Here is a 12,468-nt window from a genome sequence, read left to right on the forward strand (position 1 = left end):
CCCGTGGGACTGGACGGCGGCCGCGGCCAGCGCCGCGGCCGTCCTGCTCTGCAGCCTCAGTCTGCACGGAGTCCTGGACGGCTGGAGCTGGCTGCCGCCGCTGGCCCTCACCACCGGTGCGGTGATTGCCGGCATGGCGGCGGCGCGCAGGTTCCGCTTTCCCACCGTACTGGTGCCGGCAGCGGGTCTGGCCGCGCTCGCCGTCGTCCTGACCTGGCTGTTTGCCGCGTCGACGGCGCTGGTGGGGCTGCTGCCCACCGCTGCCTCCCTGGGCCGCGCGGGGCAGCTGGTCACCGAGGCACAGGCGACCATCATGAACCAGGTTCCGCCGGTGCTGCCCGATTCGGGGATCGTCTTCATTGCCTGTCTGGGTACCGGGCTGATCGCACTGCTGGTGGATACACTGGCTACCACTCTGCGCATGCCCGCAGCCAGCGGTCTGGGGCTCCTGTCCCTGCTGATTGTGCCGGCCGTCCTGAAGCCGGAAAGCATTGGCGTGTTCCCCTTCATCCTGGCTGCAGCCGGCTACCTGCTGATCCTGGCCACCGGGTCCTGGCAGGAGCGGCCGCACAAGCCCGGGGACACCCTGCGGCGCCCGCCGCGCACCCAGATGGGCACCGCGGCAGCCATTGGCGCCGGGGCCGTGGTTCTCGCGCTGAGCCTGCCCGCAGCGCTTCCGGGCTTTGACCGGGGCACGTTTCCGCAGGGCTCGCGGCTGAACATCTGGACCGGTCAATCCGGCCTCAACCCGGTGGTGGCGCTCGGCAATGATCTGCGCCAGCCCTCAGCTTCCGGCCGGATCCGGTATGCCACGGATTCTCCTTCTTCCCTGTATCTGCGATCCACCACCCTGGAGGACTTCTCGGGCCGGCGCTGGGCCCCGGACCTGCGGGAGGACACCCGCCGGCGGGGCCTGCAGGACATGTCACCGGCCGAGGAAAGTGCCCGGGCGGGCGAACTGTCGCAGGTGACGACACGGGTCATGTCCGAAACGTATGCCAGTCCCTGGCTGCTGGCCCCCTACGCTCCCCAAAGCGTGTCCGGAGCCGTCGGATCCTACAGCTGGGATCCCGCGAACATGACCGTCATCTCCGGAGGCGCCGCGGAGCGGGGGACCTTGGATTACGAGGTACAAAGCCTGGCACCCAACCTCTCGCCGGCTGATTTGCAGGGCCTGGCACCGGCGCCCAGAGACGCCGTGGACCCCATTTTTACCTCGCTGCCCGAGAACTTACCGGCGAGTATCCGGGGCGCTGCAGCGGCTGCCACCGAGGGAGCAACCGGGCCCTATGAGCAGGCCATGGCCATCCAGTCCTACCTGCGCGGTTCGGCGTTCAGCTATTCACTCGATGCTCCGGTGGAGGGCGGATACGACGGAAACGGCATTGATGTCCTGGACCGGTTCATGCAGGAAAAGTCCGGCTACTGCACTCATTTCGCCGCTGCCATGGCTGTGATGGCCAGAGAGGCCGGGATTCCCAGCCGCATGGCGCTGGGTTTCGCACCGGGCCGGTCCACCGGCAATTCCATTCCCGGCATCGACGGGCAGGAACTTCGGGAATTCGAAGTCGATTCCCGAGATGCTCACGCGTGGCCGGAACTCTATTTTGAGGGGCTGGGCTGGATCCGGTTTGAGCCGACCCCGTCCCGGGGCTCAGTGCCGGCCTACGCGGTGGAACCCCGCTCTGCTCCGAGCCAGGACCGTGACGATGAGCGGGACCTGGAAGCAGGGAACCCGGTGCTTCCCGAGCCGCTTCCCGAACCCTCCACCAGTGCACCTGCCCCCGAGGCTGCCGCTCCGCCCCAGCCGGAAGAAACCCAGGCCGGGCGGTTCGCCGGCGTGGGACTTGGCCTGGCCGCAGCCGCCGGGGCACTGCTAAGCCCCTGGCTGCTGCGCCGGCGCAGGCGCAGCATCCGCCGGAGCCTGCTTGGGCCAGGGCTGTCTGCACGCGCGGGTGCCGCCGGAGCCGGCCGGGCCGGCCCCGGGAGGCGCAAGGTCATCGGGAACAGTGTCACCGGGCCCGCCACTCTGGCCTGGGAAGAAGCGGCGGACACCGGAGTGGATTACGGGTATGTCCCGCAGAGTTCGGAATCTCCCCGCGCCTATGCGCTGCGCCTGGCGGACGAGGCCGGACTGACGGACAGCTCGGCGTCGGCGCTGGAGCGGCTCCGCGCTGCGTATGAACAAGAAGTGTATGCGGCACCGGCTGCCCGGCCGCAGAGGCCGTCCGGAGGAACCGGAGCGTCCGGGGTTGCAGGAGCGCCCGGGGATGCCGGAGCCCCGCCGCCGGGCCCGGGCGCGGCACTCTGGTCCGATGTCACCGTCCTCCGGGAGGGACTCGAAGAGTCCGCTGCCTGGGGTGCGAAGCTGCGGGCCCGTTTCTTTCCGGCCTCGCTAGCCTCCAGATTCCGCCGCTGACAGCCCGGCTGCCTGCAGGCGGTCCGGCTCCGGGCTGACCGCAGTACGGTCAGCCCGGACGGTGCGGCTAGACCGCGGTGGGGTCGGCGATGCCGATGTACTGCGTGTACAGGTATTCCTCGATGCCCTCGGCGCCGCCTTCACGGCCGAGCCCGGACTGCTTGACCCCGCCAAAGGGGGCAGCGGCGTTGGAGACCACACCTGCGTTGAGGCCGAGCATGCCCGTTTCCAGCTTCTCCCCGATCCGCAGCCCGCGGTTCAGGTCCTCGGTGAAGACGTAGGCCACCAGGCCGTACTCCGTGTTGTTTGCGAGCGCTACGGCTTCATCCTCGGTGGAGAAGGTGACAATGGGGGCCACGGGGCCGAAGATTTCCTCCTGCAGGATGCGTGCATCAGGTGCCACGTTCTTCAGCACGGTCGGCTGGTAGAAGTAACCCGGGCCGTCCACCGGTGCGCCGCCCACTACGGCGGAGGCGCCGCCGTCGACCGCTTCCGACACCAGGGCGTGGACCTTGTCGCGGGACTTGGCATCGATCAGCGGGCCAATCTTGGACTCGTCCTCGGTGCCGCGGGCGGTGGTCATGGCCGCCACCTTTGCTGCGAACTTCTCCGCAAACTCGTCGGCCACGGACTCGTGCACAATGAAGCGGTTCGCTGCTGTGCAGGCCTCACCCATGTTGCGCAGCTTCGCGGCCATGGCACCGGTCACGGCCTTGTCCATGTCCGCGTCCTCGAACACCACAAACGGGGCATTGCCGCCGAGCTCCATGGAGGTGCGCAGCACCCGCTCCGCGGCGTCGCGGATCAGGCTCTGGCCCACGGGAGTTGAGCCGGTGAAGGACACCTTGCGCAGCCGCTCATCCTTCATGATCGGACCGGTGACATCGCCGGCGGACGTAGTGGAGACCACGTTCAGGACACCGGCCGGCAGGCCGGCTTCCATCATGACGGCGGCGAAAAGCTGCGAGGTCAGCGGGGTGAGCTTGGCCGGCTTGAGCACCATGGTGCAGCCCGCCGCCACAGCGGGGGCGATCTTGCGGGTGGCCATCGCCAGCGGGAAGTTCCACGGGGTGATCAGCAGGCACGGGCCCACCGGTTTCTTGTTTACCATGAGGCGGGACTTGCCGTCCGGCGAGGTGCCGTAGCGGCCCGAAATGCGGACGGCTTCCTCGGAGAACCAGCGCAGGAACTCGGCGCCGTAGGTGACCTCGCCCCGGGCCTCGGCCAGCGGCTTGCCCATTTCCAGGGTCATCAGCAGGGCAAAGTCCTCAGCCCGCTCGGTCACCAGTTCAAAGGCGCGGCGCAGGATTTCTCCGCGCTCCCGCGGTGCGGTTTTTGCCCAGGCGTCCTGCGCGGCAGCGGCAGCGTCCATGGCGAGGGCGCCGTCTGCGGCACTGGCGTCGGCGATGCTCAGCAGCGTCTTTCCGGTGGCCGGATCCTCGACGTCGAAGGTCTTGCCGCCCTCGGCATCCCTCCACTCGCCGTTGATCAACAAGCCGGTGGGGACCTGAGCCAGAAGTTCAGCTTCGCGGTCAGCGGTAATACCCATGGAATGCCTCCAAGATTCGACGTCGTTGCCCGGGCCGGAAAGCCCGTCATCGTTGTTCACGGTATGCGGGCGGTGCAGCGGCTGTAAATGCGGAAGTGCACCATGAAGTGGCGGTGACACTGTGCATTTGGCCAAACGCCCGGCCGCTGCTCCAGTCCTACCCGCGGGCGGCGAGTACCGCCGAGTACAGTTCCCGTTTGCTGATCCGGGCGTCCTCCGCGACGGTGGCTACCGCGTCTTTCAGGCGGGCGCCCTGGGCCACCAGGCCGTTGACAGCGGCCACGTGGTCTTCGGGCAGCTCGGGGGCGGCTTCCCCGGCTCCGGCGACGACGACGGCGATCTCCCCGCGGATTTCCGAAGTCTCGGCCCATTCCAGCAGTTCGCGCAGCGGGGCACGGAGCACCTGTTCGTGCAGTTTGGTCAGTTCGCGGGCGACGGCGGCACGCCGGTCACCGCCGAAGGCTGCGTCCAGTGCGCGGAGCATTGGTTCCAGGCGGTGCGGCGCTTCAAAAAACACCATGGTGCGCCGCTCGCCCGCCAGCTCGGCCAGCCGTGCGCTGCGTTCGCCGGCCTTCCGGGGCAGGAAACCTTCGAAGCAGAAACGGTCCGTCGGCAGGCCGGACAGCGCCAGGGCGGTCAGGACCGCGGACGGCCCGGGAGCCGCTGTCACTGTGAGGCCTTCGGCGGCTGCCGCCTCCACCAGCCGGAACCCGGGATCGGAGACCGCGGGCATGCCGGCGTCGGTCACCATCAGGAGCGTGGCACCGCCGCGCACCATCTCCAGCAGGTCCGCCGTGCGGGTGGCCTCATTGTGTTCGTGGTAGCTGATGATCCGGCCGCTGGTGGTGATCTTCAGGGCGGACACCAGCCGGTGCAGACGGCGGGTGTCTTCGGCGGCAATGACATCGGCTGTCTCCAGCAGCCCGATGAGCCGGTTCGTGGCGTCTCCCATGTTGCCGATGGGAGTGGCAGCCAAAACAATCTGCCCGCCGCCGGTGCGGGCGTCAGCGGGGGCTGAACCGCCGTCGTTCTGCGTGTTCGGGGAGGTGCCGTGGCCGGTGGTCTGCTTGCTGGAATTCACCATCTAACCCTACGCGAGTTGGGAACACCGGACGCCCCGGCACCTATAGAGTGGTGCGGGTGAGCCGGACTGCGATCGAGACCCCAGCCCCCGGGGCAGCACCGCTGGTGCAGGATCCCCGCAAGGCCTATGACGGCGCCAGGCTGTTGAGCCGGCTGCTGGGCTGGGCGCCGGGCACCTCCTTCACCCTGGGCGTCTGGGGCTGGATTCTGCCGCTGGTGTCCGCGGTGATTGGGGCCGTGCTGCGTTTTGTCCGGCTGGATGAACCGCATTCGCTGGTGTTTGATGAAACCTATTACGTCAAAGACGCGTATTCCTACCTGGTCTCCGGTTATGAACGGCAGTGGCCCGAAGACGCAAATGAGTCCTTCAACGCCGGAATTCCGGATGTGCTGCTTGCGGACCCGGAATACGTGGTGCATCCGCCCGTCGGGAAATGGATGATCGCTGCGGGAATGGCACTATTCGGCGCGGACAACAGCTTTGGCTGGCGTTTCAGCGCCGCGTTGACCGGCACACTGACCGTGCTGCTGGTGGGACTCATTGCCGTCCGCCTGTTCCGCTCTCCGCTGCTGGGCGGCATCGCGGGGCTGCTGCTGGCCGTTGACGGTCACCATTTGGTGCTGTCCCGCACCTCCCTCCTGGATGTTTTCCTGACGTTCTGGGTGGTGGCCGCGTTCGGTGCCCTGCTGCTGGACCGCGCTGACGGGCGGCGGCGGCTGGCCCGCACACTGTCGGCGGCCGCCGGCGGCGGTGCGCCCCCGCCGGGCGCCCTGCTGTACGGTCCGTGGATCCTGTGGCGGCCCTGGCGCCTGGCCGCCGGCATCTTTCTGGGCTTGGCTGTGGGCACCAAGTGGTCTGCGCTGGCCTTTGTTGCCGTGTTTGGCCTGATGACCGTGCTGTGGGATGTGAATGCGCGCCGTGTCGCAGGCATCCGTTCCTGGCCAACGGCGGGACTGCTCAAGGACGGCGTGCCGGCGTTTTTCACGGTCATCCCGGCTGCGGCGCTCACCTATCTGGCATCGTGGACCGGCTGGCTGCGCTCGGCGGGCGCCTACGACCGCAACTGGGCGAAGGACAACCCCTCCGACGCGTGGGGCTGGCTGCCGGACTGGCTGCGGTCACTGGCGGAATACCACCGCAGCGCCTACTCGTTCCATAACAATCTCAGCTCGGAGCACGCCTACGAATCCAGTGCCTGGACCTGGCTGTTCATGGGCCGGCCCACCTCCTTCTTCTACGAATCCTCAACCCTCGGGGTGGACGGGTGCCCTGCGGACAGCTGTTCCACGGCCATCTCCTCCGTGGGAAATCCGCTGATCTGGTGGTCCGCCGCACTGTCCCTGCTGGTCCTGCTCTTTTGCTGGCTGGGCCGCCGGGATTGGCGGGCCGGCGCCGTTTTGTCCGGGATGGCGGCGGGTTACCTGCCCTGGTTCGCTTATCCCGAACGCACCACGTTCTTCTTCTACTCGGTCTCCTTTGAGCCGTTCCTGATCCTGGCGCTCGTCTACGTGCTTGGACTGGTCCTGGGCCGAAGCACTGATCCGCCGGTGCGCCGGCGGACCGGAGCGGCCGTGGTTGCCGTGTTCATCCTGGCCGCCGTTTTCATCTCCGCTTTTTTCCTGCCGGTCTGGACGGCGGAAACTATCCCGTATTCTGACTGGCGGCTGCGTATGTGGATGCCCAGCTGGATTTAGGCTCATTTACCCATGTGCACGGCACAGAAAGAGAGGCCACGGTGCGCGAATCCGCCACTGATTTACTGGTCCATCTCCCCGAGAAGTCGAACATCACCGACATCCTGGTGGGACTGCATGCAAAGACCCCCAACCATCCCCTGTTCTCGCTGAAGAGTGACAACGGCTGGAAGAACGTCACCGCCGACGAATTCCTGACCTCTGTCAGTGACCTGGCGAAGGGACTGATCGGCCTCGGCGTGCGCCCCGGCGACAGCGTGGCCGTCATGTCCAAAACCCGCTATGAGTGGACCCTCGTTGACCTCGCCGTGTGGTTTGCCGGCGCGGTCACCGTGCCCGTCTACGAGACGTCCTCCCCCTCCCAGGTGGAGTGGATTATCCAGGATTCCGGCGCCACGCATGTTTTTGTCGAGGATGCCCGCAAGGCGGCGGTGGTGTCCGCGGCAGTTGCCTCCGGAGACCTCGACATTGCGCTGTGGCTCATGACGGCCGACGGCGGCGAGGGAACCTTCCAGGAGCTCGTTGCCGCGGGCTCTTCCGTCGATGATGACCGGCTGGAAGCGGCACGGACCAGTTCCACCCTCGACTCGGTGGCTTCCATGGTCTACACCTCCGGCACCACCGGCCGCCCCAAGGGCTGCGAAATCACGCACGGCAACTTTGCCCTGTTTGGCGTGAACATTGTCGAGTTCCTGCCAGAGATGCTCAAGCACAAGGACGTCAGCACGCTGATGTTCCTGCCGCTGGCCCATGTGCTGGCACGCGCCGTGCAGGTGGGCTGCCTGGCCGCCGGAGTCCGCGTGGGCCACTCCGGCAGCGCAGCGGACCTGATGGGTGACCTGAAGTCCTTCCAGCCGACCTTCCTGCTCGCCGTGCCCCGGATCTTCGAAAAGATCTACGCCGGTGCCCAGCAGTCCGCGGAGGCCGCCGGCAAGGGCAAGCTGTTCACCGCAGCCGCTGACACCGCCGTCGCCTATTCCACCGCCGTGGACGCTGCAGGCCGCGGCGGCAAGGGACCCTCCCTCGCGCTGAAGGCACGCCACAAGTTCTTCGACAAAACCCTCTACCCGAAGGTCCGCAACGTCTTTGGCGGCAAGCTGACCCACGCCATCAGCGGTGCATCAGCGCTCAGCCCGCAGCTGGCGCACTTCTTCCGCGGTGCCGGTGTTGTGGTCCTGGAGGGCTACGGCCTGACGGAAACCACGGCTCCGGCTACCGTGAACACCGTTCCGCTGGCGCGGGTCGGTTCGGTGGGCCTGGCCCTGCCGGGCAGCAGGATCCGGATTGCGGACGACGGCGAAGTCCTGATCGCCGGTGCCGGCGTCTTCAAGGGCTACCACAACAACCCCGAGGCCAACGCTGCCGCCTTCACCGGCGAATGGTTCCATTCCGGGGACACAGGCTCCCTGGACGACGACGGTTTCCTGACCATCACCGGCCGGAAAAAGGACATCCTCGTCACCGCCGGCGGCAAGAACATTGCCCCCGGACCGATGGAGGAGAAAATCCGTGAACACCGGCTGGTCTCACAGGCAGTTGTGGTGGGTGAAGGCCGCCCGTTTGTGTCAGCGCTGCTGACCCTCGACGATGAGGCACTGGCGGCCTGGGGACGCGAGAACGGTGTGCCGGCCGTTGCGGCAACCGCCGCCGATGACCCCCGGGTCCGTGCCACGCTGCAGGAGGCCGTGGACGCGGCCAACGCCACGGTTTCCCAGGCCGAGCAGATCCGCAAGTTCACTGTTTTGCCCAAGGACTTCTCGCTGGAATCCGGCCACCTGACGGCAACCCTGAAGCTGCGGCGCAATGCCGTGATTGCGGATTACTCTGCCGAGGTGGAGAAGCTGTACCAGAAGTAATCTCCAGACCGCCAACGAAAAAGCTGCACGTCCCCTTTCGGAGACGTGCAGCTTTTTTATTCGTGCAGCTTTTATCCGGCAGCCATGGATGCCGGAGGCCCTGTTAGACCGCTTCCAGTGACTCGAGGTAGCGGCGGCGGGCTTCTTCCTGCTTGCGGCGTGAGCGCTGCCGGCGGGCCTTGGTGGGCCAGGACGCGATCAGCACCACGAGGCAGGTCAGCAGCACCAATCCGGCAATGGCAATGCCCGCGTCCATCCAGAACTGGGCGGGGAAGAGACGGATCAGGGTGTCATCCATGCGGAACGTCCAGTTGCCGTTCGCGAAGAAGATGGTGTGCACCTGGGTGAAGAAGCTTTCCCAGCCCAGCACGGCCGTCACAACAAGTGCGCCGACCAGAACCAGCGTCACCACGGCACCGGAGAAGAGTGCACGCCGGATTCCGCCGGGGCTGCGCTTCGCCAGGTAGATGCATGCCAGAAGGCTCAGCACCGCCATGGCAAGGGCCGTCACGAAGGCGACGGTCAGCACGGTTTTGACGTCCGCCATGTGGCCGACTTCGCTTTCCAGATACAGGGGTTCACCGCTGGCCGTCACCAAATCACCCAGATAGCGGGCCCCGGAGAAGTTCAGCAGATAGTCCACGGCGTAGGAGCCGTAGGTCATGCGGTCATCCGTGGAGAAACCGTAGCTGTCGGCGGGGAAACCCGGCCGGTGATACTCGATCCAGAGGAACAGCGGGGTGGCCACCGCGCGGATGGCTGCCGCCAGCAGCATGACCGGAAAGAACACCGCAATCATGACCTGGAGGATGCGGGCCAGCGTCGGCTTGACTGCTCCGGCCCGCTCGCGTTCCTCGGCCCGGCGGCGGATTTCTTCCTCGGAAATCTCATCTTCGGCCGGACGGTCCGCCGGCACGCCGGACTTTCCGTCAGAGCCGGAGGTTCCGGCAGCGGCAACTCCCACAGCGGGAATGGCGGCGGTGGGGGTGCCGGCCGCAGCGCTTCCGGACGCATCCTCCGCAGCACTGTAGGTGCCCGGGGCAGCCGCCGGTTCCGACCTGCGGTCTGCGGGGCCCAAGCCCTTGTCCGGGTTCCGGTCCGACGCCGTCTCAGACGTCGCCGTCTTCTCGGCGGGCACTGCCTTCTCAGCGGTCACTGCCGTCTCCGACATCAAGGCCGTCTCCTGGCCAGGCGTCGCAGGTACCGGTTCCTGTACCGGTTCCTCCGGCTGGTCGCGTTCCGCGGAGCTGTCGCGAAGATGCGGGGCCGAAGCCGTGCCGCTGCTGACGGGAGCGGTCTTCGGCAACCCGTCAGAGCCTTCGTCACCGGCCGGAGCGCCGGAGCTGTCCGCTGCCGCGGTTGTTCCGGCGGAGGGCACCTCGGCGTCAATCCGGCCCGCCTGTTCCCGCTCCTCATCGCTGAGGTCCCCGTAACCGCTGACGTTGGGCATGGTGCCGGCCCGCCGCATCGGCAAGGTGCTCCGCTGGGCGAGGGAAGGATGTCCGCCGGGCACAACATCGGCGCTTGGGGTGCCCGCCGCCTCGGCAAAGGCAGCCTCCCAGTCATCATGGTCGAGTTCGGGATTGCGCCGGTCCGCGTCGGAATCCGGGGATGCAGGAGAACCCGCGGTATCGGCGGTACCTGCTGCACCGCCGTCGGCCGCGGCACCTGTGCCGCTGCCGGCCGCGTGGTCGCCGCTCACGATGGTTTCGCTGGCGTCGCTGAGCCGGCTGCTCTCCTCGGCGGCCTGATCAGTGCGGTGCTTCTCGGGTTCAGCGGAGCCTCCGGGCGTGGGGTGTTGCTGGGGGGTGTCGTCCTGGCTTGCCACTACTTCCTCTTTCACTTACCTGGCCTGTTGGTTCTGGCCTGTTTACGGATACCGATGGACTTTTGCGGTTCCATTCTTCTTCGACCCTACCGGGCAGGCACGGCAGGAACCGTGCCGCCACCCCGGGTTCGGGGAGACTGAATCCGACTGTTAGCTTTCAACCGCGGACCCGGTCAGGCGGTCCGCACCGCGTCGCCGGTGTCGCGGCGGGACAAATCGCCGCGGTGGCCCGCGCGGTAGGCGCGGCCGCCCAGGACCAGCGTGTAGGCCCAGTAGGCACAGAACAGGAGCGCACCTATTCCAATGCGCGCCCAGACCGGCAGCGGTGACGCCGTCACGAATCCTTCGACCAATCCGGAAAGGAACAACACGAGGACCAGGCCCAGCGCAACGGTGAACAGTGACCGTCCTTCCGCTGCCACGGACACAGCCCGGGTACGCCGTCCCGGGGCAACCCAGGCCCAGAAAATCCTCAGCCCCGCAGCTACGGCAATGAAGACGGCCGTCAGCTCCATGAGCCCGTGGGGCAGGATATAGGTGAAGAAAACGTCCAGCTTCCCGTACGCGGCCATGGTCCCCCCGGCGATGCCAACGTTCAGGGCATTTTGGTACAGGACGAACGGTCCCCAAATGCCGGTGATGCCGAATGCGACAGCCTGCAGGGCAATCCAGGCGTTGTTGGTCCAGACCTGCCCGGCGAAGGAAGCCGCGGGGTTCTCCGAGTAATAGGCGGCAAAGTCCTCTTCCACGTACCGCCGGACTTCCTCATCGGACCCCAGAGCCGCGGCAATGACTCCCGGAGTGTTCGCCGCCCAGATCCCGAAGAGCCAGGAAACTGCAATGAACGCAGCCCCCACGGCAACGGTCAGCCAGCGCACCCGGTAGAAGCCTGCAGGCAGGGCAACCACGAAGAAATGCGCCAGGTCCTCGGCAAAGTTGGAGCGCGCCCCGGTGAACCTGGTACGCGCCCGGGACAGGCGCATGGACAGCGCCGCCGAGAGCGCGCCCTCCGGAGCCACCGACCGGACCATGGACAGGTGTGCCGACGCCCGCTGATACAGGCGCAGCAGCTCATCGGCTTCCTCTCCGCTGAGCCGGCGCCGGGCGGCCAGTTCATCCAGCCGCTTCCAGTCAGGGGCATGCGCTGCGCTGAAGGCTTCCATATCCACGGTTACACCCTAGCGCTGGGTACAGTGGAGTACCCAGCACCAGTACCGGCCGAGAGGACCGCCCGTGAGTTCCATCGTCACCGGAGAGGCCGTTGTCCTGGAACTGCGCCCGGCGTCCTTCGCGGCACGCGCGCTGAGCTCCCTCATCGACGTGGTCGTCCAGTTTGTTGTCCTCTTTGGGCTGCTGGTGCTCTTCGGCCGGACCCTGGGCGAGTCCGTTGATCCGGCCCTGGGGCAGGCCCTGATCCTGGCCATAGTGGTCCTGGTCCTGATCGGAATCCCGGTGACGGTGGAGACGCTCACCCGAGGCAAGTCGCTGGGGCGCCTGGCGATGGGGCTGCGGATAGTGCGCGACGACGGCGGTGCGGTGCGCTTCCGCCACTGTTTCATCCGGGGCATGGCTGCGGTGCTGGAAATCTATCTGACCGCGGGATCTGCGGCGTTCATTGCTGCCATGTTCAACGACAGATCCAAGCGGCTCGGAGACATGATGGCAGGAACGTATGCCCTGCGGGAACGGGTCACCGCTCCCCCGTCACGTCAGGTGCAGATGCCGCCGCGGCTTCGCGGCTGGGCACAGCTGGCGGATATGGGCCGCTTTCCGGACACCCTGTCCCGCCGGGTGTCCCGATTCCTCACCCAGGCGCCGCGGCTCTCTGCCCCGGCCCGCGCCGCCCGCGCGGCCGAACTGGCTGATGAGGTCTCAGCCTTTGTGTCCCCCCAGCCCCCGCCAGGCACTTTGGCCGAGGACTTCCTCAGCGCGGTGACGGCTGAACGCCGGGACCGCGACTATGCCAGGATGTCCCGGCAGCGTGAACAAACCGAACGGGTGGGCCGGCGGCTGCACCGGCTGCCGTTCGAGGAATAGG

Annotated in this window: 8 protein-coding genes; 4 read left to right on the forward strand and 4 right to left on the reverse strand. The window is 67.1% G+C overall.

From position 1 onward, the window contains the following. Window positions 1-2,419 (forward strand): DUF3488 and transglutaminase-like domain-containing protein (locus QMA10_RS02255; protein WP_290165764.1); only part of this gene is annotated, 2,419 nt, incomplete at its 5' end. Window positions 2,420-2,486: 67 nt separating this feature from the next. Here the strand turns inward: QMA10_RS02255 and QMA10_RS02260 are convergent. Further along, window positions 2,487-3,968, reverse strand: a complete 1,482-nt coding sequence (locus tag QMA10_RS02260; protein ID WP_290165766.1) for an NAD-dependent succinate-semialdehyde dehydrogenase — start codon at window positions 3,966-3,968, stop codon at window positions 2,487-2,489. A 157-nt stretch (window positions 3,969-4,125) separates the two neighbouring features. Then, a complete protein-coding gene (gene rsmI, locus QMA10_RS02265; RefSeq protein WP_290166093.1) occupies window positions 4,126-4,950 on the reverse strand; it encodes a 16S rRNA (cytidine(1402)-2'-O)-methyltransferase in 825 nt (274 codons plus the stop codon). Window positions 4,951-5,108: 158 nt separating this feature from the next. Here rsmI and QMA10_RS02270 point away from each other — a divergent pair, with 158 nt between their 5' ends. Both QMA10_RS02270 and QMA10_RS02275 read left to right on the forward strand, forming a co-directional pair. After that, a complete protein-coding gene (locus QMA10_RS02270) occupies window positions 5,109-6,746 on the forward strand; it encodes a phospholipid carrier-dependent glycosyltransferase (RefSeq protein WP_290165768.1) in 1,638 nt (545 codons plus the stop codon). 41 nt (window positions 6,747-6,787) lie between these two features. Continuing rightward, window positions 6,788-8,602, forward strand: a complete 1,815-nt coding sequence (locus tag QMA10_RS02275) for an AMP-dependent synthetase/ligase (RefSeq protein ID WP_290165770.1) — start codon at window positions 6,788-6,790, stop codon at window positions 8,600-8,602. Window positions 8,603-8,705: 103 nt separating this feature from the next. Here QMA10_RS02275 and QMA10_RS02280 read toward each other — a convergent pair whose 3' ends face one another. Together QMA10_RS02280 and QMA10_RS02285 are read right to left on the reverse strand one after the other, a co-directional pair. After that, window positions 8,706-10,430, reverse strand: coding sequence for a TIGR01906 family membrane protein (locus QMA10_RS02280; protein WP_290165772.1), 1,725 nt, complete (start codon window positions 10,428-10,430; stop codon window positions 8,706-8,708). Window positions 10,431-10,603: 173 nt separating this feature from the next. Then, a complete protein-coding gene (locus QMA10_RS02285) occupies window positions 10,604-11,599 on the reverse strand; it encodes a stage II sporulation protein M (RefSeq protein WP_290165774.1) in 996 nt (331 codons plus the stop codon). 64 nt (window positions 11,600-11,663) lie between these two features. On the opposite strand from QMA10_RS02285, the gene QMA10_RS02290 reads away from it, so the two are divergent. Next, window positions 11,664-12,467, forward strand: coding sequence for an RDD family protein (locus tag QMA10_RS02290; RefSeq protein WP_290165776.1), 804 nt, complete (start codon window positions 11,664-11,666; stop codon window positions 12,465-12,467). Window position 12,468 lies beyond the last annotated feature (1 nt).

It is taken from the genome of Arthrobacter sp. APC 3897, assembly GCF_030407495.1.
Lineage (GTDB): Bacteria > Actinomycetota > Actinomycetes > Actinomycetales > Micrococcaceae > Arthrobacter_B.

Coding starts and splice junctions, on each gene's coding strand:
- QMA10_RS02260 (WP_290165766.1), bottom strand. CDS start 3,968: ATGGGTATTACCGCTGACCGCGAAGCTGAACTTCTGGCTCAGGTCCCC.